Here is a 23,096-nt window from a genome sequence, read left to right as displayed (position 1 = left end):
TACGGGGAGAAGGAAGAGCAGCACTTCAAGGCTTTATAAAAACCTTCCCGTTCGGCTTGGCGAGTTCCGCCGGCACTCGGCTCATCGCTTCCGACAAAGACACCACGGCCGTCACGTCAGTCGCCCAGCGCCCGTCCGAAAAGCGCTTCTGCGCCTCCATCACCGCATGGCCCTTGCGCTCGATGGGCGTGTCGCGCATCCATTCTACCAGCCAGAATCCCTCAATCTTCTTGTGCATGAAGATGAGCTGGCCCGGCTGGACGATCGGCGTGGTGGCCGGATCGAGCCTGCCGTAGATAATCCAGCGTGCGCCCTTGGGCATGGCGTCGAAGATCGCCCCGGCGAGCGGGCCGGTGACGGCATCGAGGAAGATGCGCGGCTGCTCAGTCTTCATCACCTCTTTCAACGCGCTGGCGAAATCCGGCGCTTCGGCATTGAGCACATGCGCGGCACCCGCCTCCTTCAGCAGCGGGATCTGGTCGTCACGCCGCACGATGGCTATGGGGCAGTAGCCTTCGTCCCTGGCCACGCCCATGATCAGCTTGGACAACTGGCTGGCGCCGGCCGTCAGCACGAAGGCCTTCTCGCCCTCTTCCCGAATGATATCGAACATGGCCAGAGCGGTCAGCGGATTGACGATCATCGCGGCGGCATCCTCGTCGCGCACGCTGTCGATCACCGGGATGCAGGCAGAAGCCTCGGCCATCGCATATTCCGCCCAGGCGCCCCAATTGGTGTAGCCGGTAGCGAAGGCAACGCGCTTGCCGAGCATGTTCTGCGCGGCCGGATCATCGCCGGCAGCAGCGACGATGCCGACGCCCTCAAAACCGGCGGGCTGGCCGACGAAGCGCGGCTGGCCATACTGACCCTTGATGAACATCACGTCTGAAGGGTTGATCGAGGCGAGGCTGACCTTGATCAGAACCTGCTTCGGCTTGGGCGCAGGCACGGCGATGCGGCCGGGCACGACATAAGGCTCCATCGCTTCGAGCACGCTTCCCGAGGGCGTCTTGGTGTAGCCGTCATTGGTCAGAAGCAGTGCATTCATCTCGGATGGGAGGGCCATGGAAAACTCCATTCACGGCTTGAGGATAAGCTTGCCGGACGCACCGCGTCCGACCACGCGTTTCAGTATCTTCGCTGCGTCGGCGAGTGGATAGGTGCCTTCGATGACGGGCTTGACCTTGCCGGTGCGATACCACTCGATCAGTTCGCTCATATTCTCGGCATAGACCTTCGGCTCCTTGGCGGTGAAAGCGCCCCAGAAAACGCCGACCACGGAAAACCCTTTGACCAGCGCCAGATTGACCGGGAATTTCGAGATCGTGCCCGAGGCAAAGCCGATGACCAAGAGTCGCCCGCCCCAGCCCATCGAACGCGACAGCGCGTCGAAGGCTTCGCCGCCGACAGGGTCGAAGGCGACATCGACGCCCTTGCCGCCGGTCGCTTCCTTCAGGCGATCCTTGAGGTCCTCATAGCCGAGAACGATATCCGCGCCCGCTTCCTTCGCGATCTGCCGCTTCTCCTCGGTCGATGCCACGCCGATGACGGTCGCGCCCAGCGCCTTGCCGATCTGGATCGCCGCGATGCCGGTAAGCCCCGACGCGCCGAGCACGCAGAGCGTTTCGCCGGGTTTTATCTGCGCGCGTTGCTTGAGCGCGTAATGCGAGGTGCCGTAACCGCAGATCAGCGCGCAGGCGTGGCCGGCATCCATGCCGTCCGGCAATTTCATCGCCGCCGGCTCCGGCACCGCGACGCGTTCGGCATAGCTGCCGTGGGTGGAGAGCGACGCGACGCGATCGCCGACCTTGAGCGACTTCACTTCCGGCCCGACCGCAATGACCCTGCCCGCCACCTCCATGCCCGGCACGAAGGGCAGCTCCGGCTTCATCTGGTAGAGGCCTTGCACCAGCAAGCCATCAGGAAAATTGACGCCGATGGCCTCCGCCTCGATGACGACCTGATTGCCCTTGGCTTCCGGCTCCGGCCAGTTTGCGTAAGCGATCTGGTCGATCGGGCCGTAGTTATTGACGACGATTGCCTTCATGACGGTCAGATCTTTTCCTGCGTGTATTTCTTCAACTCGTTGCGCGCGATCTGGCGGCGGTGCACGGCGTCCGGCCCATCGACGAGACGCAACGTCCGAAGATGCGTCCAGATGCGCGCCAGTTCGGTGTCCTGGCTGATGCCCTTCGCGCCGAACATCTGCACTGCCTCATCCGCCACCTTGAGTGCGATGCGCGGTGCCGCAACCTTGATCTGGCTGATCCAGGGAGCGGCGGCTCGGGCGTCACCCTGATCGATCATCCAGGCAGCCTTGAGGCAGAGCAGCCGCGCCATTTCGATCTCCATGCGCGCTTCGGCGATGATGTCGAAATTGGCACCGAGTTCGGCGAGCTTCTTGCCGAAGGCCTCGCGCCGCAGGGCACGCGTGCACATCAGCTCCAGCGCCCGCTCGGCCTGGCCGATGGCGCGCATGCAGTGATGGATACGCCCGCCGCCGAGCCGGCCTTGCGCGATCTCGAAACCCCTGCCCTCGCCTAAGATGAGATTGGATGCCGGCACGCGGACATTGGTGAAGCGGATGTGGAAATGGCCATGCGGCGCGTCATCTTCGCCATAGACCTGCATCGCCCGCAACTTCTCGACGCCCTCGGTGCCGGCTGGCACCAGTATCATCGAATGCCGCTTATGTTTCGGCGCGTCGTCACTGCCGGTCTTGACCATGACGATGTAGATCTTGCAGCGCGGATCGCCGGAGCCCGAAGCCCACCATTTCTCGCCGTTCAGAACATAATCGTCGCCGTCGCGCTCGCAGCGCAGGGAGATGTTGGTGGCATCCGACGAGGCGACCTCCGGCTCGGTCATCAGATAGGCCGAGCGGATTTTTCCTTCGAGCAGCGGCGCCAGCCAGCGCTCCTTGTGCTCGGCCGAGCCATAGCGCTCCAGCACTTCCATATTGCCGGTGTCGGGTGCCGAGCAGTTGAAGGTTTCAGCACCCAGATGCGCCTTGCCCATTTCCTCGGCGAGATAAGCATATTCGACGGTGGAAAGCCCGTAGCCGCGGTCGGAATTGGTCAGCCAGAAATTCCACAACCCGCGCTCGCGCGCCTTGGCCTTCAGCCCTTCGAGAATTTCTGTCTGGCGTGGCGTGTAGGCCCAGCGATCGCCGCCCTTGCCGATCTCGGCCAGGAATTCAGCGTCGAGCGGCGCGATCTCCTCGCGCACCATGCGGGCGACGCGCTCGTGGATCGGCTTCAGCCGCTCCGTCATGCCCAGGGCCATATCCGACATTGAATTTCTTCCTCCAACTTTTGCTTGAATACGATCGGTTTCAAAGCCGGCAACAGCCTGGGATCAGGAAACGCCGAGCCCCCTTGCCGCGCAGGTAACGATCTGCCCGACGAGACGGTCGATATCGCCCTCGGTTTCGTCGGGGCGCGGCGAATACCAGAAGATAGGCGAGTTGAGTGTCATGAACATGAGCTCGGCGGCGATGCCGAGATTCTCGAAATCCATCGCGCCGGCATCGCGCGCCTCTTCTATTGTCTTGCGAAAAATCAGCCCATATTCGGTGCGGTATTGCAGAAGCCGGGCGAAGACCTCGCGCTGTTCCGGCGTGGTTGCGCCGCGCAGATGCAGTTCCACGCCCTCCCACACCACCCGCTGGAACGGCTTGGTGCGGATCATCCGGCCGGTGTGGATGGTGGCAAGATGACGCCAGCGGATGACCGCGGGAATATCCTTTTCGCGGAAAGGCTCGATCGCCGCGTAGTTCATGTCCATGCCGGTGCGGAACACTTCTGCGAACAGATCGGCCTTGGATGGAAAGTGATGGTAGACGCGGCCCTTGGTCGAGCCGAGGCTGCGCGCGACATCGTCGATCGAACTCGCGTGATAGCCGCGCTCCATGAAGCACTGTGCCGCCGCACGCAGGATGTCGAAGCGGGAATCGTCCGGCATATTTCTTACCGCGCTTTCCGCCATCCGCCTGTCATCCTCCTGATATCGCAATCGTTCATGCCTTCCTCCGTATCGATGAGGCACGGTCTTTACGAGCGCTGAAAATATGAACATACTACTCGGTATGTTGTCAACGCGGCAGAGCCTTAGGCCGCAGCTTGGAGGAGCGATGTCCTATCTGGAGGAGCTGTTTTCGGTGACCGGCAAGACTGCGCTGGTGACAGGTGCGGCGACCGGCATCGGCCGCATGGCCGCCACCGCGCTGGCGCAGGCGGGCGCGCATGTGCTGATCGCATCGCGCAAGGGCGAAGAGTGCGAGCGCGTCGCAGCCGAGATCAATGCGCTGGGCGGTCCGGGCAAGGCAGAAGGCTTTGCCGGCGATGTCAGCACCGAGGCCGGCATACTGGCGCTGGCCGGCGTGGTGAAAGAGCGAACCGGCAAGCTGAACATACTGATCAACAATGCCGGCATTTCCTGGGGCGAGCCGTTCGAGACGTTTCCCTATGCCGCCTGGGCCAAGGTGATGAACGTCAACGTCACGGCTATCTTCCACCTGACCCGCGAACTGCTGCCGCTGCTCGATGCGGCGGCGAGCGACGAGGACCCCGCCCGCGTCATCAATCTCGGCTCGATCATGGGCACGCAGCCTTTCGCCGACCACGCCTATTCCTACACGGCGTCGAAGGCAGCCGTTCATCACCTGACCCGCACGCTGGCGATCGAGTTCGCCGGGCGCCGCATCACCGTCAACGCTTTCGCGCCCGGTCCCTTTCAGAGCAAGATGATGGCCTTCGCCGTCGGCACCGACGACAAGGCAAAACGCATGGGCGCCAACATTCCCTTGGGGCGGATCGGCGCGCCCGATGACATTGCGGGTGCAACGCTGTATCTGTGCAGCCGCGCCGGCCGCTATGTCACCGGCGCCATAGTGCCCATCGACGGCGGCCAGTCGGTCCAGCACGGCCTGCCGCCCTTTACCCAATGACGAAAAGGCGAACCGCTTGACAACTTCCAGCCTGAAACCCGTGAGCCTCGAACAGCTGCTGTCCGGCGTCGGCAAGGAGGTCGGGGTCTCGCCGTGGCGCACCGTCACGCAGACCATGATCGACCAGTTCGCCGACGCAACCGACGACCACCAGTTCATCCATTGCGACCCGGAACGGGCAGTGCGCGAGACGCCCTTCGGCGGCACAATTGCCCATGGCTTCCTGACGCTGTCGCTGCTGTCGGCGATGACCTATGAGACCATCCCACCGCTGGAAGGCGGTGACATGGGCATCAACCAGGGTTTCGAGAACCTGAAATTCGTCGCCCCGGTGAAGACTGGCGCGCGCATCCGCACCCGTTTCGTCCTCGCCGACGTCAAGGCGCGGCCCTCCGGCTGGGTGCAGGTGGCGCATGACGTGACGATCGAGATCGAAGATTCGAAGAAGCCGGCGCTGACCGCGCGCTGGCTGACGCTGACCTATGTCGAGCCGGCAAAGGAAGCTGGATGAGCGATCCGAATAGTCTCGATCGCGAAGTGCTCGCGCCCTATCTGGAGGCCGAGGTTCCCGGGTTTTCCGGCCTCGAGACGATCGAGAAATTCAAGGCGGGGCAATCGAACCCGACCTATCTTCTGACGGCCAAAAGCGGGCGCTACGTGCTGCGCGCCAAGCCGCCCGGACAGTTGCTGAAATCGGCGCATCAGGTCGATCGCGAATACCGCGTCATGAAGGCACTCGCCGGCACCGCGGTTCCGGTGCCGAGGATGCTGCATCTTGCCCCGGAAGAATCGCCCATCGGCCGCATGTTCTATGTCATGGAGCATGTCGAGGGCCGCATCTTCTGGGACCCGGCACTGCCCGACGCATCTTCGAACGACGAGCGCGCCGCGATCTACGATGCGATGAACGCCACGCTGGCAGCCCTGCACGATGTCGATGTTGAAGCCGCAGGCCTCGCCGACTACGGCCGCCCCGGCAATTATTTCGAGCGCCAGCTTGCGCGCTGGACCAGCCAGTACCGCGCCTCCGAGACGGGCAGCATCGCCGATATGGACCGGCTGATCACCTGGCTGGAAACGCATATGCCGGCAGATGACGGCATCGTCTCGCTGGTTCATGGCGACTACCGGCTCGACAACATGATCTTCGCGCCGGACAGGCCGCAGGTGCTGGCCGTACTCGACTGGGAACTGTCGACGCTCGGCCACCCTTTCTCCGACATCGCGTACCAGTGCATGCAATGGCGCCTGCCGCACCAGTCCGGCTTTCGCGGGCTCGGCGGCATCGACCGTGCAGCGCTTGGCCTGCCATCCGAGGAAGCCTATGTCGCCGCCTATTGCCGACGGCGCGGACTGCAGGAGATTCCGCGCTGGACCTTCTTCCTCGCCTTCTCCTTCTTCCGCCTCGCAGCGATCTGCCAGGGCGTCTACAAGCGCGCGCTGGATGGCAATGCGTCGAACCCGGAAAAGGCGAAGATGTATGGCGAGGCCGTAAAACTCCTGTCGCATCTGGCGGCGGAACTCATCGACAAGGACAAATAAAGCATGAGCCGTTTTGACGGGATGACCGTGTTGATAACCGGGGCGACGGGCGGATTCGGCCGCCGTGCCGCCGAGCGTTTCGCAGCCGAAGGCGCGCGGCTCATCCTCTCGGACATGGACGAGGGCGTCCTGTCGGCCTTTGCCGAGACGCTCGATGTCGAGACAGCCATTCTGGCCGGAAACGTCGCCGACGAAGAGCTTTCGGAAAAGCTGGCGGCACTGGCCGTCGAACGCTTCGGGCGTCTCGACATCGCCGTCAACAATGCCGGCATCGCCCAGAGCTTCGTGCGCCTGCCGCAGGTTCCCTCCGACGAGGCGCGGCGGATCATCGAGGTCGATCTGCTCGGCGTCTTCTACGCCCTGAAGGCGCAGCTTCCGGTCATGGAGCGGCAATTCCGCAAGACCGGCAAGGGTGGCGCCATCGTCAACATCGCCTCCGTCGCGGGCCTTGGCGGCGCGCCGAAACTCTCGGTCTATTCGGCAGCCAAGCACGGTGTCGTCGGCCTGACACGCTCGGCTGCCGCCGAATACGCATCCAAGGGCATTCGCGTCAACGCGGTCTGTCCCGCCTATGCCCGGACGAAAATGGTCGACGATTTCGTCAAGATCACGCGCGCCACCGAGGCCGAGGCGATCACCGAATTGACGCGCGGCGTGCCGATGAAACGCGTCGCCGAAGTGGACGAGGTCATCGAGGTGATCATGTTTGCCGCTGCCCCGAAGAACTCCTTCATGACCGGCCATACGCTGGCGGTCGACGGTGGCATTTCGGCCATCTGAACAGACCTTTTGATAATTCTACTCCGGCGGACATCTGACGCAGTTTTCTCCGCTTCCGGTGCTCACGGACCCGAAAGTCCGCTCCGCTCCGGTTCTCGAAAACCACCCCAGCTGCCTCGCCCGAGCGAATTCTCAAAGAGGTCTTGGAAATCGTCAGCCGGCTTGGGCCTGCAACCTCTTAGACGAAAGTCATAAAACCAAAGGATCGATGGTCCTCGACCTTTCGCACGCGTAACTTTCACCCGCCGAATAGGGTTGGTTGGCCTACGCTTGTCTGCCCGTGTCGGCGGGATCTTTGGGAGGACACATCAATGGCAATGGCAGCAAGCGCGGGCTCAGCCACGCGCGGCATGACCCGTGAGGAAAAGAAGGTCATCTTCGCTTCCTCGCTCGGCACGGTTTTCGAATGGTACGATTTCTATCTCTACGGTGCGCTTGCCGCCTTCATCGGCGCGGCCTTCTTCAGCGAATATCCTGAAGCCACGCGCAACATCTTTGCGCTTCTGGCCTTTGCTGCCGGCTTCCTCGTGCGCCCCTTCGGCGCGCTCATCTTCGGCCGCGTCGGCGATCTCGTCGGCCGCAAATACACCTTCCTCGTCACCATCATGATCATGGGCACGTCGACATTCCTCGTCGGCCTGCTGCCCGGCTCGGCCACCATCGGTATTGCCGCCCCGATCATCCTGATCATCCTTCGTATGCTTCAGGGCCTGGCGCTCGGCGGCGAATATGGCGGTGCTGCGACCTATGTCGCGGAGCACGCGCCCGACGGCAGGCGCGGCTTCTACACCTCCTGGATCCAGACGACGGCCACGCTCGGCCTGTTCCTGTCGCTGGTCATCATCCTGATCATACAGGCCTCGATGAGCGCCGACGACTTCAAGGCCTGGGGTTGGCGCATTCCGTTCCTGATCTCGGTCGTCCTGCTCGGCATTTCCGTGTGGATTCGACTGTCGCTGAGCGAATCGCCGGCTTTCCAGCGCATGAAGGAAGAAGGCAAGGGTTCCAAAGCGCCACTGTCGGAAGCCTTCGGACAATGGAAGAACGCCAGGATCGCGCTGCTTGCCCTGTTCGGCCTCACCGCCGGCCAGGCCGTGGTGTGGTATTCCGGCCAGTTCTACACGCTGTTCTTCCTGCAGAACGTGCTCAAGGTGGATGGCGTCTCGGTCAATATCATGATCGCCATCGCGCTGGCGCTCGGCACCGGCTTCTTCGTCTTCTTCGGCTGGCTGTCGGACAAGATCGGCCGCAAGCCGATCATCATGGCCGGCCTTGCGCTCGCCATCGTCACCTACTTCCCACTGTTCAAGGCGCTTACCTGGGCCGCAAACCCGGCACTCGCCAGCGCACAGCAGAACGTTCGTGCAACGGTGACGGCTGCTCCGGGGGACTGCAAGTTCCAGTTCAACCCGGTCGGCACCAGAAAGCCGCTGACCTCCTGCGACGTCGCAACGGACTTCCTGGCAAAGAGCGCAGTTCCCTACGACATCGTGGCGACGGCTCCCGCCGGCACGCCTGCGAGCGTGAAGATCGGCGAGGAAACCGTCGAATCCTACGACGTGGTCGCTGCCGGAGCCGATGCTGCCGCCAAAGACGGCGCCTTCAAGAAGGGCATCAACATCGCTCTTCAGGACGGCGGCTATCCGCTGGTTCGCGATCCTGCGAAGGTCGCGGATTCGAAGCTCGACGCATTGGTCGCCGCCAACCCGAAACTGGCGCTTGACGCAGCCGCTGTCCGCGGCGGCGAAAAGGCCATGGTTCCGGTCGACAAGGCCATCGCCGACAAGCTGGTGACGGCCGAGGAAGCGGCAGGTGCTACCGAAGTGCCGGTTTATACCGTTCCCGGCGCCGGCGCGTTCAAGATGGTTGCCGATCCGGCCGCCGTCAGCTGGCCGAAGATCATCGCCATCCTGTTCGTGTTCGTCGTTTATGTGACGATGGTCTACGGGCCGATCGCTGCGATCCTGGTCGAGATGTTCCCGACCCGCATCCGCTACACCGGCATGTCGCTGCCTTACCACATCGGCAACGGCTGGTTCGGCGGCCTGCTGCCGGCAGTCGTGTTCGCCATGAGCGCGGCCAAGGGCGATATCTACTACGGCCTCTGGTATCCGATCGTGATCGCGGCGATGACACTGATCATCGGCCTGATCTTCGTGAGAGACACCAAGGACACCGACCTCGACGCCATCAAGTAAGGCATCAAGTAAGGCATCAAAAACCAAAGCGCCCGGCAGGTCACCTGCCGGGCGCTTCTTTTTGCAATCGATCTGAAATCGACCTTCCTATTTGCTCTTTTTCTTCGGCCCACCGGATATCGACGTCGATGTCACCGAGACAGGGTCGCTGGCCGGAAACGTATCTTCCAACCCTTCCTCGAGCTCTTCATCCGCAGTCTTGTTTTCACGTTCCTTCTTGCGCTGCTCGCGTTCAAGCGAGCGCACGGCCGGTGATCTCTTGGCGGTCGGCTTAGATGTCGGTTTCGGCATGGTGGTTTCCCTCAATCTGCATAAGCGCAAAACGCCGCCTGCAATCGAAGGTTCCACCCTTCAGGCGGCAGCGTCAACAGCCGCCTGCGACAGGAACGCGAAGGCATAATCCGAGAACGAACGCCAGCATTCTACGCGGAAAGCATCTTCCGACGTGCGCAGGATCACGACCTCGATCTTGCCCAGGACTGTCCGCGAACACGCGCCGACCGGAAACGCCGCAAGCGACAGGTCCTGCGGGCAACCCGCATTGAGCGTGGCAGCCGCTGCCGGCCCGGTGACGGAGAAGCCGACATTGCGATGCGAGACGCCGACCGCCGAATGCAGCGCCTTGACGCCGGCGCAATCGGCCAGCGGATCGCCACCTGCCTCGTCGATGACAAGCCACTCGTCCGGCCCGAGCCAGAGTGCGGTACGCCCATCCTTCGAAGCCGATGTCTTCGGCGCCTTGGCCAAGGTTACACCGAGCGCCTTTGACAAGGCGGCGACGGACGCGGCGGGCGCGCGCAGCGAAATACGTTCGGCAGGCGCCAGCACGGCAAGCTTGACGCCGGTGGCGGAGAAATCACGCCCGGCAAGCGCCGGTGCGCGCGTGGCCGTCGCAGTTTTGACAGCAGCTTTAGCCATTGAGGCGCTCTCCCTTCTCGTCGAAGAATACGGGCGAGCAGACCTCGACCTCGATCACGCTATCAGGCATCGGCACATGAAGCGTCTGCCCCATGCGGTCGCGCCCGTCGATCACAACGGCCAGCGCGATGCCCCGGCCGCAATTCTCCGACCAGTAGCTCGACGTGACATGGCCGATCATCTTCATCGGGATCGGCTGCTTCGGATCGGCAACGATCTGCGCGCCCTCTTCCAGCACCACCTTCGGGTCCTTCGCCTTCAGGCCGACAAGCTGCTTGCGGCCTTTGGCGACCAGATCCGGCCTCGTCAGGCCGCGAATGCCGACGAAATCGGTCTTCTTCTTGCCGATCGCCCAGTCGAGCCCGGCATCGTTCGGCGTCACCGTGCCGTCCGTGTCCTGGCCGACGATGATGTAGCCCTTTTCGGCGCGCAGCACATGCATCGCCTCGGTGCCATAAGCGCAGGCGCCGTGCTTCTGGCCCTCGGCCCACAGCGCTTCCCACACGGCCTGGCCGTAGTCCGCCGGCACGTTGACCTCGAAGCCGCGATCGCCGGTGAACGACATGCGGAACAGCCGCGTCGGTACACCGCAGATCTTGCCTTCGCGCACCGACATATGCGGCAGCGCCTCGTCCGACATGTCGATGCCCTCGACCAGCGGCTCGATAATTTTTCGCGAGTTCGGGCCTTGGACCGCGATAACGGCCCACTGCTCGGAAATCGAACTCAGCCAGACATTGAGATGCGGGAACTCGGTCTGGAGGTAATCCTCCATGTGGTTCATGACGCGGGCCGCGCCGCCGGTCGTCGTCGTGACGTGGAAACGATCTGCCGCCAGCCTGCCGACAACGCCGTCGTCATAGATAAAACCGTCTTCGCGCAGCATGATGCCGTAGCGGCAACGGCCGGGTTCCAGCTTCTCCCACGGATTGGTGTAGAGCAGTTCCATGAACTTCGCCGCATCCGGCCCGACGACCTCGATCTTGCCCAGCGTCGAGGCATCGAACAGGCCGGCAGCCTTGCGCACCGTCACGCATTCGCGGTTGACCGCCGCATGCATGTCCTCGCCCGGCTTGGGGAAATACCAGGCGCGCTTCCATTGGCCGACATCCTCGAACACAGCGCCATGGGCCTCGGCCCAGCCGTGCATCGCCGTCTTGCGCGTCGGATCGAACAGCACGCCGCGACCGTGATTGACGATGGAGCCGAACGTCACCGGCGTATAGGGCGCGCGGAAGGTGGTGAGGCCGACCGAGGGAATGTCCTTGTCCAGCGTCTCAGCGGCGATCGCCAGACCGTGCATGTTGGAGGTCTTGCCCTGGTCGGTCGCCATGCCGTTGGTGGTAAAGCGCTTGACGTGCTCGATCGAGCGCATGCCTTCGCGCACGGCAAGGCGAATGTCCTTGGCGGTAACGTCGTTCTGGAAGTCAACGAAAGCTTTCACGGTCGTGTCAGCACCGGCGCCGGGTCCGGCACCAAGCATGCCGCCGGCCCAGCTTTCTGAGGTCTCGGCCTTCGGCTTGGCCGACTTGCCGGCCTTCGCACCGGCATCCTTCGCCGCCTTCTCGCCAGCCGCATAGGCTTCGTCGAGGGTTGCGGAAATGCCGTCCGTGCCGTTGCAGGCGCCGACGGAGACGCAATCCTGCGCGTAGGTGCCAGGCAGGAAGCGCTTGGTGGCGTCGTCGAAGGCGACCTTGCCGCGCGACTGCGAGAACAGGTGCACCGACGGCGTCCAGCCTGATGACATCAGCAATGCATCGATGGGGATGTTGCGCTCGCCGCCGCCATTCTTCGGCTGGATCGTCATGGAGGAAACCCGCAGGCGGCCGCCGGTCTTGATGACGGCGCGGCCGTGGTTGATCTCGATGCCGAGCGCGCGCGCCTCATCGACGAGAGCACCCGCCGGATTGTCGCGCAGATCGACGATGGCTGCGATGTTGACGCCCGCCTTCTTCAGGTCGATCGCCGCCGCATAGGCCGTGTCGTTGGCGGTGTAGACGCCCACATTGTTGCCAACGGCAACGCCGTAATGGTTGAGATAGGTGCGGACTGCCGAAGCCAGCATGATGCCCGGCCGGTCGTTGTCGGCAAACACCATGTGACGCTCGATTGCGCCGGTCGCGAGGATGACGCGCCTGGCGCGCACCTGCCACAGCCGTTCGCGCGGCAGGTCGTGGCCGGGGCTGGCGAGATGCTCGCTGACCCGCTCGGTCAGGCCGACGAAATTCTGCGCGTAGTACCCAAAAGCAGTGGTGCGCGGTAGCACGTGGACATTGTCCATCGCCGCGAGTTTCGCGACCGTCGCCTGCGCCCACGACCAGCCATCGGCCCCGTCGATGCTGGTGCCAGCCTCGAAGCGCAGCGCGCCGCCAAGTTCGGCCTGCTCGTCGCAGATGATGACGCGCGCGCCGGTCTCGGCAGCGGCAAGGGCTGCCGCAAGGCCGGCAGCGCCGCCGCCCAGCACCAGCACGTCGCAATGCTCGAAGCGCGCGGAATAATGGTCCGGGTCGGGCTGGTCAGGCGAAACGCCAAGACCGGCAGCGGCGCGGATTTTCGGCTCATAAAGGCTCTTCCATGCAGCCTTCGGCCACATGAAAGTCTTGTAGTAGAAGCCGGCCGAAAACATCGGCGAGGCCAGATCGTTGACGGCACCAACATCGAAGGAGAGCGACGGCCAGCGGTTCTGCGAACTGGCGCTAAGGCCGTCATAGAGCTCCTGCACCGTGGCGCGGACATTGGGCGTCCGGCGCGCCGCGTCGCGCTCGACAGACACCAGCGCGTTCGGCTCTTCCGCACCGGCAGAGAGAATGCCGCGCGGCCGGTGATATTTGAACGAGCGGCCGACGAGATGGACGCCATTGGCCAGAAGCGCCGAGGCCAGCGTGTCGCCAGCGAGCCCTGAATAGGACTGCCCGTCGAAGGTGAAACGCACGGTCTTTGCCGGCGTGAGGCGGCCATGGCCGGAAATGCGGTGCGTGGCGGCCATCACGCGTCTCCCTTGCTGGCCGGCGCGCGCTTTGCCGCCGGTTTCTTCACATTCAGTTGGTCCGGCGGGCGGTTGGCATAGGCTGTCGGCCCGCTCTCCTTCTTCAGCTTGGAGATGTCGGGCTTCGGCTCGCCGGCCTTGTAGGTCATGACGAACTTGTCGGTGACCGTGTCGCGCACCGCGTTGAAGAAGCGCGCGCAGCCGTGAATATGCCGCCAGCGCTCATAGATGATGCCCTTGGGATTCGAGCGGATGAAGAAGAATTTTTCGAAATCCTCGTCGCTTACCGCCGCGATGTCGGCAGCGCGCGCGATGTGGGCTTCGCCGGCGTTGCGGAATTCGAGTTCCGGACGCTCTTCCTCGCAATAGGGGCAGCGGATGAGAAGCATGTCTTGTTCCTAAAGTTCGCCTTGGCGGATTTTTGAACCCTGGGGCTGGTCGCAGAGCCGTTCGCCGAGTGCCGCGAAGGGCGCCATGCGCTTCACCAGTGCCTCGACGGAATCCATCGGCACGATGAGGTCGCGATCGGCCATGTTGCCGAGGGTGAGTTCGAAGGGATTGACCGAGACGAAGACCTTGCGCATCCGGGTAGCGTCCGCCTCGTCGCTTGCCTGCTCCTCAAGGAACATCACCATCCTCTTGCCGGCACTCCAGACGCAGGCGAGATAGCCGGAGCTGACCGTGAAGGGCCAATCCTGTTCATTGTCGGCACGGCTGAGCTTCTGCAACCGCACTTCGTCGGCGCCGGGAAAATGAAACAGTCCCTTCTCGCCGGCAAGAACCAGCGGCGCGACGACGGCAAGAGTGGCTGCCAGAGCCGTCATCAGTGCGCCACCGCCGCCGCTGCCGCCTCATCGATAAGCCGTCCGGTGCGGAAGCGCTCGATGGTGAAAGGCGCGTTGATCGGATGCGGCTCGTCGCGGGCGATGGTGTGGGCAAAGACGTTGCCCGAACCGGGCGTGGCCTTGAAGCCGCCCGTGCCCCAGCCGCAATTGACGTAGAGCCCCTGCACCGGCGTCTTGGCCAGGATCGGCGAGCGATCGGGCGTCACGTCGACGATGCCGCCCCAGCTCCGCAGCATCTTCATGCGCGTGAAGATCGGGAACATCTCGCAGATGGCGTCGAGCGTGTGGTTGAGGATGTGCAGGCCGCCGGTCTGCGAATAGGAGATATACTGATCGGTGCCCGCGCCGATGACCAGCTCGCCCTTGTCCGACTGCGAGATATAGGCGTGCACCGTGTTCGACATGACCACGCAGGGAACCACCGGCTTGACCGGCTCCGACACCAGCGCCTGCAAGGGATAGCTTTCCAGCGGCATGCGCACGCCTGCCATGTCCATCAGCACCGATGTGTGGCCGGCGGCAACCACGCCGACCTTCTTCGCGCCGATGAAGCCACGCGAGGTCTCGACGCCCATCACGGCACCGTTCGGCGCGCGTTTGATGCCAGTAACTTCGCAATTCTGGATGATGTGGACGCCACGCGCCGAGGCGGCGCGCGCATAGCCCCAGGCCACCGCATCGTGTCGTGCCGTGCCGCCGCGCCGCTGGAGGGAGGCCCCAACGACGGGATAGCGCGCCTCCTTCGAGATGTTGAGCGGCGGGCAGAATTCCTTGGCCGCTTCGGGCGTCAGCCATTCATTGTCGATGCCGTTCAGCCGGTTGGCATGGACATGCCGCTTGAGCACCTGCACGTCGTGCACATTATGCGCCAGCATCATGACGCCGCGCGCCGAATACATGACGTTGTAGTTGAGGTCCTGCGAAAGCCCGTCCCACAGCTTCACGGCGTGGTCGTAGATGCCGGCCGATTCGTCATAGAGATAGTTGGAGCGGATGATGGTGGTGTTGCGGCCAGTGTTGCCGCCGCCGAGCCAGCCCTTTTCCAGCACCGCGACATTGGTGATGCCGTGTTCCTTGGCCAGATAATAGGCGGTCGCCAGCCCGTGCCCGCCCGCACCGACGATAATCACGTCGTATTCCGCCTTCGGCTCGGGCGAAGACCACTGCTCGTCCCAGCCCTTGTGGCCGCGCATGGCCTCGCGGGCGATGGCAAAAACCGAATATTTCCGCATGGGCACTGGCCTCTTGGATGTCGGAAGATGTCGTCTCTGAATTCAGAGCGCGAGGTGTATCACTAGCGAAAAGCGACTGCCAGCTTTGCACTGTTTGCGACGGCTATTGCCGTTTTGCGCCAGTGCCTGCCAGCCGCGACAAATCCTCTCAACTGCCGGCAGGTATCGGGTGGCTCGCACCGTCCTCATTTGCGACGACGGCGCATCGATGCGGATCGCTCCGATCCGCCAATCCACAGAGGAAACGCCAACCATGTCCGCACTCATCAACAAGGTCGCAATCGTCACCGGAGCCAGTTCCGGCATCGGCCGCGCCGCCGCAAAACTCTTTGCCGCAGAAGGCGCGAAACTCGTCATTGCCGCCCGGCGTCAGGCCGAACTCGACGCGCTGGTCGCAGAAATCAAAGGGGATGGCGGCACGGCAATCGCGCTTGCCGGCGACGTCCGCGACGAGGCCTACGCCAAGGCACTGGTCGATCTGGCAACCGACGAATTCGGCGGCCTCGACATCGCCTTCAACAATGCCGGCGCGACCGGAGAGATGGGTCCTGTCCCGGACATGTCCCTCGAGGCGTGGAATGCGACGCTGGACACCAATCTGACCGGCGCCTTTCTCGGCGCAAAATATCAGATCCCGGCCATGCTGGAGCGCGGCGGCGGCTCGCTGATCTTCACCTCGAGCTTTGTCGGCCACACGGTCGGCATGCCGGGAATGGCGGCCTATGCCGCCGCCAAGGCCGCGCTGATCGGCCTGACTCAGACGCTTGCAGCCGAGTACGGGCCACGCGGCCTGCGCGTCAATGCGCTCCTGCCCGGCGGCACCGACACGCCGGCGGCAACGTTCAAGACGCCAGAGGAATGGGCCTTCGTCGAAGGTTTGCATGCGCTGAAGCGCGTCGCAAAGCCCGAAGAAATCGCCCGCTCGGCACTTTTCCTTGCCTCGGATGCTTCGAGCTTCACCACCGGCACCGCGCTGTTTGCCGATGGCGGCGTGTCCATCAACCGGGTCTGAGCCGGACGATTGCAAGGCGATGCCGATCTTCAAGGATCGGTGTCGCCTAGTCGGCCGTTTGCTTCAACCGGCTGGAAATCGGCTCGAATTCCGGCGTTGCCTTGCGCTTGACCGGGTCGGGCTTTCCGGCGTCGATCGCCTCCCAGTATTTCCAATTCACCTTCTCACGACCCAGCTCGTAGTCCATGCCGTCCCAGCTGTCCTCGCGAAAGCTGTAGAAGGCCCAATGCAGCCTGTTCGCGTCGAGCTTCGTCAGCACATCGTCGAGATACTGCCGGCAGCCGGCCAGCCTGCGCATGCAACCGAACTCGCCGGCAACGATGCGGTTCTCCGCAACGCCGTGTTTTTGTGCCCAATCGAGCGGAAGCTGGAGATAGGCGTCTACCCGTTTCGCATCCCAGTTTTCCGAGACTTCGCCGAAGGGCACCTCGCCCGGATAGGCATAGGGTTTTTCGCGCTTGAGGTTGGGTGCACTGGTCGCCGCATAGGGTTCGTACATGTGGAAGCTGTAGAGGACTTTGTCGTCGGCAAGCGGGCCGGGCCAGTAGGAAAACGCATCGGCAGCGGCATACCAGCCGGCATCTACCATGATAGGCGTCTTCGGATCGACTTCGCGGATAGCCTTGATCACGGTCTCATAAAAGGCTGGCAGATCGCGCGGCGTGCCGGCGGCATCCTTGTACCAGGCCTGCATCGCGGCCGCATCGGCGTGCTCGGCAAGCCCGTTCTGCTTCTCCGGCGCCGGTTCGTTGATGATGTTGTAGGCGGCAACCGCAGGATGATCCTTCAGCGCAGCCGCAAGATCGCGCCAGAAGGCGGCGGCCTGCGTCCAATAGGCCTTTTCCTGCCACAGGCGCCCGTCGAACTTGCCGTCATTGTTCTGCGACCAGCGCATGCCGGGCAGCGACAGCGGCGCGATCACTACTTTCAGCCCAGCCTTGTCAGCGCGATCGAGCGTTTCTTTCAGAGCTGCCAGATCCTTTTGCATCAGGCCTTCATAACGGCCCGCGTCACCGAGCAAAAAGTCGCGCTTTTCCGGCTTCCATTTATCGTAGGAAAGCCGCACCCAGCTCGCGCCGTAGCCATGCAAGGCGTTGAAATAGGTCTCGTCCGGCGGCAGGCGATTGAAGCTGTTGCCGCCGTGCTGGGGTTTGTCCCAGAAGCCAATGAGATCGGCGGCACCCGCCTGGGAAACGAGGCAAAGCGAGACAAGCAGGCAGTTCAGCAAGCGCACGATCGAGTGTTCCCAGTATTTGATGTCGCGGTTTCGTTGACCGGCGGTTTCTTCCGGTTTATTCAGGCGGAAATGCGTTGCGCGGCAGATTGCGCGCGCATTTTCACATTTGAGAGAGCGTTACACGCCTTTTGCGCACTCTGCTCTCGACAACGCCGCTTGATTCTGCTATCAGCCGCCGCAATTCGCGGTGGTGACCGCTGCGAAAGCCAGTGGCTATTCGCCCCGCTATATTGATTCGAACCCGAAAGACAGGATTGCCCGTGCAGGTACTCGTCCGCGACAACAATGTTGATCAGGCGCTTCGCGCGCTCAAGAAGAAGATGCAGCGCGAAGGTATCTTCCGTGAAATGAAGATGCGCGGCCACTACGAGAAGCCGTCGGAAAAGCGCGCCCGCGAAAAGGCTGAAGCAGTTCGCCGCGCCCGCAAGCTGGCCCGCAAGCGCGCTCAGCGCGAAGGCCTGCTGCCGATGACCCCGCGTCCGGTTCCGGCCGCAGGTGCAGCGCGCCCGGCGCGTTGATCTGGCCAATATTTCGTCCTTTTGCGAGGATACGGAAGGTGGGGTGATGAAGAATCACCGCCACCTTTTTGTTTTGTTCCGATTGCGCGCTATATGCTGCCGCGGAGCCTCCGCCGGATAGTTCGGCCGACCACAAGGGAAGAGCAGAGATGGAAGCATTGATCGGCGGGCGCAATCATTCCTGGCGCAACGCGGCCTTGGCGGCAGCGCTGCTTTCGGGTGTCGCGCTCACCGCCTGCCAGAGCGGCCCGACAGGCGAACTCACTTCCGTCGAAACAGCTCAGGGATCGAGCGAGAACATCTCGTCGCTCTCGGCGGTCATCTCCCGCAATCCGCAGGATCCCGAAGGCTACAATGTGCGCGGCTCGGCCTATGGCCGCGGCGGCAAGTATCGCGAAGCCCTGAAGGATTTCGACAAGGCGATCGAGCTTAAGCCGAATTTCTACCAGGCCTACGCCAACCGCGCCCTCATCCAGCGCTTTCTCGGCGATCAGGGGAAAGCGCTCGCCGACTACAACCAAGCCATCCAGCTCAACGCCAATTACGACGCCGCCTATATCGGCCGCGGCAATCTCTACCGCAAGGCGGGCCGCACGCAGGACGCTTTCAACGATTTCCAGAAGGCGATCCAGCTCGACACGACCGATGCGCGCGCCTATCACAATCGCGGCCTGATCTATCAGAGCCAGGGCCAGCACGCCTTCGCCATCGAGGATTTCTCGACCGCGATCTCGCTGTCGCCCGACGCCGCCGAACCTTACAACGGCCGCGGCCTTTCCTACCTCGCCACCAATGACGAGGACAACGCCTTCGCCGACTTCAACATGGCGATCAAGCTCGACGGCAACATTGCCGAAAGCTGGGCCAACCAGGCGCTGATCTATGAGCGGCGCGGCGACAAGGCTCGGGCGGCTAAATCCTATGCGCGGGCCGCACAGCTCGATCCCAACTACAAGCCGGCGACCGAAGGCCTGGCACGCACGCGCGGCTCATAAAGCCAACCGTTCCAGCAAGTGCAGGCCGATTGATTCCGCAATGGAACCGAACGGCACCCCAATCGGTTTTAAAGACACGATCCTGCGTTGAAAACGGCAAAAATTTGCCGTGTTTGCGGCCTAGATCGTGCTTGTAAGGCTGGGGGTTCTGTTTGCTTTCCCAAGGGATTGGATCGGGGCTTGGCTCAGCACGAATTGCTGGAGTTGAATCATGAAGAAATTTGTTCTCGCCGCGGCTCTGTTTTCCGCCGTCTCGACCCTTCCCGCACATGCCGGAAGCGTACAGCTCGGCATTCTCGATTGCGTCGTCGATGGCGGCACGTCCTACATCATCGGCTCGAACAAGGGCTTGGCCTGCACGTTCAAGCCCTACAACAAGGCCTATGGCCCTGACGTCTACAGCGGCGTCATCTCCAAGCTCGGCGCCGACCTTGGCATGACCCATCAGTCGTCGATCAGCTGGGCGGTTCTGGCCACCGACTGGGACGGCTATGGCAGCGGTGCGCTCGCTGGCAAATATTTCGGCGCATCCGCCGATGCCAGCCTTGTCACCGGCGGCGGCGTGAATGTCCTGCTCGGCGGCAACAGCCGCGCCTTTACGCTGCAGCCGCTCAGTGTCCAGACCCAGACCGGCGTCAATGTCGCGCTGGCTGTGACGCAGCTCGAGCTCTACAAGTCGCTGAAGTAATTCGCCGCTGCTCGCGGTCGAACTGAGAAAGCCCGGCCGATCCATCGGCCGGGCTTTTTGCTGTTTGTGCCACCCTTGCGCCAGAGGCGACAACCACCTGATCCAGACCATGCGGCTCATTGCCGATCAGCCTTGCTTAATTTAGAAACCAAATAGTTTCTTTATTAGCGAGGCAGTTGCCGTGCGGCAAACAAGTCCAAGCGAAGACCGTATTCTGCGGCGCATAAAATTTCACGGCGCGCAGACGACCGGCGCGATCGCCGAGCATCTCGACATCACCACGCCGGGCGCGCGCAAGCATCTCACTGCCCTTCTCGATGCCCGCCTCGTTGCCTTCGACGATCGCGGCGGAAAGGTCGGCCGGCCGGAGCGTTACTGGCAGCTCACTCCGGAAGCGCAAAAGCTGTTTCCCGACAGCCATGCGGTGCTGACGGTCGAGATGCTCGATTCCGTGCGCACGCTTTTCGGCGAAGACGGTCTCGACCGGCTGATCGGCGACCGCGAGCGGCAGATGCTGCGGCGCTACGATGCCGCACTTGCCGGGCTGGAGGGGCTAGCCGAGCGCGTCGCCAGGCTTGCCGACATCAGGAGCCAGGAAGGCTATCTCGCCGATGCTGCCCCCCTGCCTGACGGCGCATGGCTGCTTGCCGAGAACCACTGCCCGATCTGCGCTGCCGCAAGCATCTGCCAGGGCTTCTGCCGTTCGGAGCTGGCGCTGTTCCGGCAGGTGCTGGGCGACGACGTCAGCGTCGAGCGCACCGACTACATACTGGCCGGCGCGCGGCGCTGCGCCTACCGCATATCCCCCGCATCGGAGACAACAAAATGAGCGTGGCTTCAAACCGCGTCGACTGGCATGCCTTGTGGGCAAGCGGCGATCTCGCCCGCTTCTGCTTCATCTGCCTCGGCATCCTCCTTCATGCCACCAACGAAACCATGGTGGCGACCATCATGCCGGCCATGGTCGGCGATCTTTCCGGCGTCCAGCTGGTCGGCTGGTCGCTCGCCATCTACGAGGTCGGCGCCATCGTTGCCGGTGCCGCCGCCGGCAGGCTGGTCAGCTATGTGCCGCTGCGCACCAACATGGTGGTTGCCGCCCTGCTCTATTCCACCGGCGCGCTACTCTGCGCCACCGCTTCCTCCATGCCCTGGTTCCTCACCGGACGCCTGATCGAAGGGTTCGGCGGCGGCGCGCTGGTGTCGCTCGCCTTCGTTTCGGTGGAACGCCTTTTCCCGCGCAAGATCTGGCCGCAGCTTTTCGGCGTCATGTCGGCCATCTGGGGCGTTGCGGCCTTCAGCGGCCCGCTGCTCGGCGCGCTGCTGGCGCAGGCATTCTCCTGGCGCTGGGCCTTCGGCGTGTTCTTCCTCGGCGGCATCGCCATGGCACTGGCCTGCTTTGCCGTGCTGCGCAGCCCGGAGGCGACGCGCCGCAAGGCGGGACTGGGCACGCTGCCGCCCTTCCCCTTCCTGGCGCTAGGCGCGCTCGCGGCAAGCGTCATCCTGATCGCGCTTGCCGGCGTGAAGATTGACCTGCTGCGCTCGTCGCTGTTTCTCGTGCTCGGCATTGCAGCGCTTGGCATGTTCTTCGTGCTGGATGCGAGAAAACCGCTGTCGCGGCTGTTCCCGTCACGCCCCTTCGACTGGCACTCGCCGGTCGGCAACGGCATGATCATGATAGCGGCCTTTTCGGTCGCGACGGTTTCCTTCGCCGTCTACGGGCCGCTGTTGCTGACCAGCCTGCACGGCATCTCGCTGCTGACGACAGGCTACATCATTGCCGCCGAATCCATCGCCTGGTCGGTCCTGTCGATCCTCGTCGCCAACGCACCGCCACACCGCGAAAGGCTGATCATCGTCACCGGCGCCTGCATGATCACCGCCGGCGTCGCAGGCCTCGCCTACGCAATTCCCAACGGCTCGATCCTGCTGGTGCTGTTGTGCGCGCTTTTGCAGGGCGGCGGCTTCGGCATCGCATGGCCCTTCGTCACCCGCGTCATCGTCGCGGCTGCCGACCCTGCCGAAAGCACGGTCGCGTCATCCGCCGTACCGACCATGCAGCGCATCGGCTACGCCGTCGGTGCAGCGATCAGCGGCATCATCGCCAATGCCAGCGGCTTCTCGCACGGCTTGAGCGGCGCGACTGCGCACAGCGTGGCGGTATGGCTGTACCTGGCCTTCGTGCCACTCGGCATCGTCGGCGTGGTGGCGGCGACACGCATTGTGCGCCGGCAGAAGTTTACTGCTGATTCCAGGCGAGCGGCGGAGGCAGACGGTCCGGGCTGAAGTCGACATGCAGGACGCGACGCCTCGACGGATTTACCGACCGTTCCGACCTGTGGAGCGTCACGAGCCGCATCGCCAGCACATCCCCTGCCTTGGCCGTGCACCGCACCGACGGTACGCGCTTCGCGACATCGATCACCTCGGCAGCTGGAATCCGGCCCAGCGAATGCGATCCGGGCACGATGTCGAGCGCGCCGTTGTCGATGCCGGCGTCGTCGAGATGCAGCCTCAGCGTCACCATCCGCATCAGCAGGTCGATAGGCGGCTCGACATGCGCGACGCCGTCCTTGGTGTTCCAGTTGCTGAAGCCGACGACATCGTGGCGCGCCTTCACCGCAATGGTCCGGTCCTGATGCCACGGCACGCCCCAGTTGGTTTCCGGCGTCTTGTCGAAGAAGACGATGCGCACCGGTTCCATGGCCGCCGCGTCGTCGGGCCGAAACGACTGGGCAATCCGTCCCAGAGGTCCCGCCGCAGCGACGATCCTGACGATCTCAGCTGGAACTTGCAGCGAGCGGACGCCGGGACGTCCGTCGATGGTATCGCCGAAGGCATCGATGACTTCACCGATCACCGATGCAGAAACGGCGCCGCGAAGGATCTCGGCGCCGTCTCTGTCGAATTGCAGCTGTTCGCTCAAATCGGCGCTCAGTGATCCATTGCCTTGACGATTTCCTCGGTCATCTTCTTGGCGTCGCCGAGCAGCATCATGGTGCCGTCCTTGTAGAACAGCGTGTTGTCGATGCCGGCATAGCCGGAGCCGAGCGAGCGCTTGACGAACAGGCAGGTGCGGGCCTTGTCGACGTCGAGGATCGGCATACCGTAGATCGGCGACGACTTGTCGTCGCGCGCCGACGGGTTGGTGACGTCGTTGGCGCCGATGACGTAAGCGACGTCGGCCTGCGCGAACTCGG

Annotated in this window: 24 protein-coding genes; 11 read left to right on the top strand and 13 right to left on the bottom strand. The window is 63.3% G+C overall.

Annotation, left to right across the window (positions count from 1 at the left end; genetic code table 11):
• Nucleotides 1-25: 25 nt before the first annotated feature.
• From WBQ96_RS27810 to WBQ96_RS27795, 4 genes are all read right to left on the bottom strand, one after another.
• Nucleotides 26-1,066 (bottom strand): zinc-binding dehydrogenase, encoded by a 1,041-nt coding sequence (locus tag WBQ96_RS27810; RefSeq protein ID WP_336553912.1) that lies wholly within the window; start codon nucleotides 1,064-1,066, stop codon nucleotides 26-28.
• 12 nt (nucleotides 1,067-1,078) lie between these two features.
• A complete protein-coding gene (locus tag WBQ96_RS27805) occupies nucleotides 1,079-2,047 on the bottom strand; it encodes an NADPH:quinone oxidoreductase family protein (protein WP_336553914.1) in 969 nt (322 codons plus the stop codon).
• Between the two features lie 5 nt (nucleotides 2,048-2,052).
• Nucleotides 2,053-3,294 carry an acyl-CoA dehydrogenase family protein gene (locus WBQ96_RS27800; protein WP_336553915.1) on the bottom strand — a complete coding sequence of 414 codons (1,242 nt, stop codon included), beginning with the start codon at nucleotides 3,292-3,294 and terminating at the stop codon, nucleotides 2,053-2,055.
• Between the two features lie 63 nt (nucleotides 3,295-3,357).
• Complete coding sequence (locus WBQ96_RS27795; protein WP_336553916.1) at nucleotides 3,358-3,963, bottom strand: TetR/AcrR family transcriptional regulator; 606 nt, start codon at nucleotides 3,961-3,963, stop codon at nucleotides 3,358-3,360.
• Nucleotides 3,964-4,132: 169 nt separating this feature from the next.
• Between WBQ96_RS27795 and WBQ96_RS27790 the strand changes: the two genes are divergently transcribed.
• The 5 genes from WBQ96_RS27790 to WBQ96_RS27770 all read left to right on the top strand — a co-directional run bounded on the left by WBQ96_RS27790 (nucleotide 4,133) and on the right by WBQ96_RS27770 (nucleotide 9,468).
• A complete protein-coding gene (locus WBQ96_RS27790; RefSeq protein ID WP_336553918.1) occupies nucleotides 4,133-4,948 on the top strand; it encodes an SDR family oxidoreductase in 816 nt (271 codons plus the stop codon).
• A 31-nt stretch (nucleotides 4,949-4,979) separates the two neighbouring features.
• A complete protein-coding gene (locus tag WBQ96_RS27785) occupies nucleotides 4,980-5,459 on the top strand; it encodes a MaoC family dehydratase (protein WP_091915559.1) in 480 nt (159 codons plus the stop codon).
• Nucleotides 5,456-6,490 carry a phosphotransferase family protein gene (locus WBQ96_RS27780; protein ID WP_336553920.1) on the top strand — a complete coding sequence of 345 codons (1,035 nt, stop codon included), beginning with the start codon at nucleotides 5,456-5,458 and terminating at the stop codon, nucleotides 6,488-6,490. The genes WBQ96_RS27785 and WBQ96_RS27780 overlap by 4 nt, the downstream gene beginning before the upstream one ends.
• A gap of 3 nt (nucleotides 6,491-6,493) precedes the next feature.
• Nucleotides 6,494-7,270: an SDR family NAD(P)-dependent oxidoreductase gene (locus WBQ96_RS27775; protein ID WP_336553922.1), complete on the top strand. Its 777-nt coding sequence runs from the start codon at nucleotides 6,494-6,496 to the stop codon at nucleotides 7,268-7,270.
• A gap of 311 nt (nucleotides 7,271-7,581) precedes the next feature.
• A complete protein-coding gene (locus WBQ96_RS27770) occupies nucleotides 7,582-9,468 on the top strand; it encodes an MFS transporter (RefSeq protein WP_336553924.1) in 1,887 nt (628 codons plus the stop codon).
• An 87-nt stretch (nucleotides 9,469-9,555) separates the two neighbouring features.
• Here WBQ96_RS27770 and WBQ96_RS27765 read toward each other — a convergent pair whose 3' ends face one another.
• Genes WBQ96_RS27765 through WBQ96_RS27740 form a run of 6 tightly spaced genes read right to left on the bottom strand, consistent with a single transcriptional unit; the run spans nucleotide 9,556 to nucleotide 15,449 of the window.
• The gene (locus WBQ96_RS27765; protein ID WP_336553926.1) at nucleotides 9,556-9,759 is read right to left on the bottom strand and encodes a hypothetical protein; all 204 of its coding nucleotides are present in this window, start codon (nucleotides 9,757-9,759) and stop codon (nucleotides 9,556-9,558) included.
• A gap of 60 nt (nucleotides 9,760-9,819) precedes the next feature.
• On the bottom strand, nucleotides 9,820-10,386 hold the full coding sequence (locus WBQ96_RS27760; protein ID WP_336553928.1) for a sarcosine oxidase subunit gamma: 567 nt from the start codon (nucleotides 10,384-10,386) through the stop codon (nucleotides 9,820-9,822).
• Nucleotides 10,379-13,372, bottom strand: coding sequence for a sarcosine oxidase subunit alpha (locus WBQ96_RS27755; RefSeq protein ID WP_336553930.1), 2,994 nt, complete (start codon nucleotides 13,370-13,372; stop codon nucleotides 10,379-10,381). The genes WBQ96_RS27760 and WBQ96_RS27755 overlap by 8 nt, the downstream gene beginning before the upstream one ends.
• On the bottom strand, nucleotides 13,372-13,761 hold the full coding sequence (locus WBQ96_RS27750) for a sarcosine oxidase subunit delta (RefSeq protein ID WP_336553933.1): 390 nt from the start codon (nucleotides 13,759-13,761) through the stop codon (nucleotides 13,372-13,374). Before WBQ96_RS27750 ends, WBQ96_RS27755 begins: the two co-directional genes overlap by 1 nt.
• A gap of 9 nt (nucleotides 13,762-13,770) precedes the next feature.
• Nucleotides 13,771-14,196 (bottom strand): hypothetical protein, encoded by a 426-nt coding sequence (locus tag WBQ96_RS27745; protein WP_336553935.1) that lies wholly within the window; start codon nucleotides 14,194-14,196, stop codon nucleotides 13,771-13,773.
• On the bottom strand, nucleotides 14,196-15,449 hold the full coding sequence (locus tag WBQ96_RS27740) for a sarcosine oxidase subunit beta (RefSeq protein ID WP_336553937.1): 1,254 nt from the start codon (nucleotides 15,447-15,449) through the stop codon (nucleotides 14,196-14,198). Before WBQ96_RS27740 ends, WBQ96_RS27745 begins: the two co-directional genes overlap by 1 nt.
• Nucleotides 15,450-15,702: 253 nt before the next feature.
• Between WBQ96_RS27740 and WBQ96_RS27735 the strand changes: the two genes are divergently transcribed.
• Nucleotides 15,703-16,461 carry an SDR family oxidoreductase gene (locus tag WBQ96_RS27735; RefSeq protein ID WP_336553939.1) on the top strand — a complete coding sequence of 253 codons (759 nt, stop codon included), beginning with the start codon at nucleotides 15,703-15,705 and terminating at the stop codon, nucleotides 16,459-16,461.
• Between the two features lie 46 nt (nucleotides 16,462-16,507).
• Here the strand turns inward: WBQ96_RS27735 and WBQ96_RS27730 are convergent, their stop codons facing one another.
• Nucleotides 16,508-17,695: a glycoside hydrolase family 5 protein gene (locus WBQ96_RS27730; RefSeq protein WP_336553940.1), complete on the bottom strand. Its 1,188-nt coding sequence runs from the start codon at nucleotides 17,693-17,695 to the stop codon at nucleotides 16,508-16,510.
• Nucleotides 17,696-17,958: 263 nt separating this feature from the next.
• On the opposite strand from WBQ96_RS27730, the gene rpsU reads away from it, so the two are divergent.
• The 5 genes from rpsU to WBQ96_RS27705 all read left to right on the top strand — a co-directional run bounded on the left by rpsU (nucleotide 17,959) and on the right by WBQ96_RS27705 (nucleotide 22,182).
• Nucleotides 17,959-18,216: a 30S ribosomal protein S21 gene (gene rpsU / locus WBQ96_RS27725; protein WP_091915561.1), complete on the top strand. Its 258-nt coding sequence runs from the start codon at nucleotides 17,959-17,961 to the stop codon at nucleotides 18,214-18,216.
• A gap of 149 nt (nucleotides 18,217-18,365) precedes the next feature.
• Nucleotides 18,366-19,211 carry a tetratricopeptide repeat protein gene (locus WBQ96_RS27720; RefSeq protein WP_165120720.1) on the top strand — a complete coding sequence of 282 codons (846 nt, stop codon included), beginning with the start codon at nucleotides 18,366-18,368 and terminating at the stop codon, nucleotides 19,209-19,211.
• Between the two features lie 211 nt (nucleotides 19,212-19,422).
• Entirely contained in the window at nucleotides 19,423-19,899 is a 477-nt protein-coding gene (locus tag WBQ96_RS27715; RefSeq protein WP_205826850.1) for a DUF992 domain-containing protein, read from the top strand.
• A 181-nt stretch (nucleotides 19,900-20,080) separates the two neighbouring features.
• Complete coding sequence (locus WBQ96_RS27710; RefSeq protein ID WP_336553943.1) at nucleotides 20,081-20,728, top strand: helix-turn-helix transcriptional regulator; 648 nt, start codon at nucleotides 20,081-20,083, stop codon at nucleotides 20,726-20,728.
• Nucleotides 20,725-22,182 carry an MFS transporter gene (locus WBQ96_RS27705; protein WP_336553944.1) on the top strand — a complete coding sequence of 486 codons (1,458 nt, stop codon included), beginning with the start codon at nucleotides 20,725-20,727 and terminating at the stop codon, nucleotides 22,180-22,182. The genes WBQ96_RS27710 and WBQ96_RS27705 overlap by 4 nt, the downstream gene beginning before the upstream one ends.
• Here the strand turns inward: WBQ96_RS27705 and WBQ96_RS27700 are convergent.
• Together WBQ96_RS27700 and WBQ96_RS27695 are read right to left on the bottom strand one after the other, a co-directional pair.
• Complete coding sequence (locus WBQ96_RS27700) at nucleotides 22,136-22,822, bottom strand: phytanoyl-CoA dioxygenase family protein (RefSeq protein WP_336553946.1); 687 nt, start codon at nucleotides 22,820-22,822, stop codon at nucleotides 22,136-22,138. The two genes, WBQ96_RS27705 and WBQ96_RS27700, sit on opposite strands and share 47 nt — an antisense overlap.
• An 8-nt stretch (nucleotides 22,823-22,830) precedes the next feature.
• Nucleotides 22,831-23,096: NAD(P)(+) transhydrogenase (Re/Si-specific) subunit beta (locus tag WBQ96_RS27695; RefSeq protein ID WP_336553948.1), on the bottom strand; the 266-nt coding region annotated here is incomplete at its 5' end.

The sequence above is a fragment of the Mesorhizobium sp. CCNWLY176 genome (assembly GCF_037153935.1).
GTDB lineage: Bacteria > Pseudomonadota > Alphaproteobacteria > Rhizobiales > Rhizobiaceae > Mesorhizobium_M > Mesorhizobium_M zhangyense.
This window is presented reverse-complemented; position numbering and strand designations above follow the sequence as displayed.

Coding starts and splice junctions, on each gene's coding strand:
- WBQ96_RS27810 (WP_336553912.1), bottom strand. CDS start 1,066: ATGGCCCTCCCATCCGAGATGAATGCACTGCTTCTGACCAATGACGGC.
- WBQ96_RS27805 (WP_336553914.1), bottom strand. CDS start 2,047: ATGAAGGCAATCGTCGTCAATAACTACGGCCCGATCGACCAGATCGCT.
- WBQ96_RS27800 (WP_336553915.1), bottom strand. CDS start 3,294: ATGTCGGATATGGCCCTGGGCATGACGGAGCGGCTGAAGCCGATCCAC.
- WBQ96_RS27795 (WP_336553916.1), bottom strand. CDS start 3,963: ATGCCGGACGATTCCCGCTTCGACATCCTGCGTGCGGCGGCACAGTGC.
- WBQ96_RS27790 (WP_336553918.1), top strand. CDS start 4,133: ATGTCCTATCTGGAGGAGCTGTTTTCGGTGACCGGCAAGACTGCGCTG.
- WBQ96_RS27780 (WP_336553920.1), top strand. CDS start 5,456: ATGAGCGATCCGAATAGTCTCGATCGCGAAGTGCTCGCGCCCTATCTG.
- WBQ96_RS27775 (WP_336553922.1), top strand. CDS start 6,494: ATGAGCCGTTTTGACGGGATGACCGTGTTGATAACCGGGGCGACGGGC.
- WBQ96_RS27770 (WP_336553924.1), top strand. CDS start 7,582: ATGGCAATGGCAGCAAGCGCGGGCTCAGCCACGCGCGGCATGACCCGT.
- WBQ96_RS27765 (WP_336553926.1), bottom strand. CDS start 9,759: ATGCCGAAACCGACATCTAAGCCGACCGCCAAGAGATCACCGGCCGTG.
- WBQ96_RS27760 (WP_336553928.1), bottom strand. CDS start 10,386: ATGGCTAAAGCTGCTGTCAAAACTGCGACGGCCACGCGCGCACCGGCG.
- WBQ96_RS27755 (WP_336553930.1), bottom strand. CDS start 13,372: ATGGCCGCCACGCACCGCATTTCCGGCCATGGCCGCCTCACGCCGGCA.
- WBQ96_RS27750 (WP_336553933.1), bottom strand. CDS start 13,761: ATGCTTCTCATCCGCTGCCCCTATTGCGAGGAAGAGCGTCCGGAACTC.
- WBQ96_RS27745 (WP_336553935.1), bottom strand. CDS start 14,196: ATGACGGCTCTGGCAGCCACTCTTGCCGTCGTCGCGCCGCTGGTTCTT.
- WBQ96_RS27740 (WP_336553937.1), bottom strand. CDS start 15,449: ATGCGGAAATATTCGGTTTTTGCCATCGCCCGCGAGGCCATGCGCGGC.
- WBQ96_RS27735 (WP_336553939.1), top strand. CDS start 15,703: ATGTCCGCACTCATCAACAAGGTCGCAATCGTCACCGGAGCCAGTTCC.
- WBQ96_RS27720 (WP_165120720.1), top strand. CDS start 18,366: ATGGAAGCATTGATCGGCGGGCGCAATCATTCCTGGCGCAACGCGGCC.
- WBQ96_RS27715 (WP_205826850.1), top strand. CDS start 19,423: ATGAAGAAATTTGTTCTCGCCGCGGCTCTGTTTTCCGCCGTCTCGACC.
- WBQ96_RS27705 (WP_336553944.1), top strand. CDS start 20,725: ATGAGCGTGGCTTCAAACCGCGTCGACTGGCATGCCTTGTGGGCAAGC.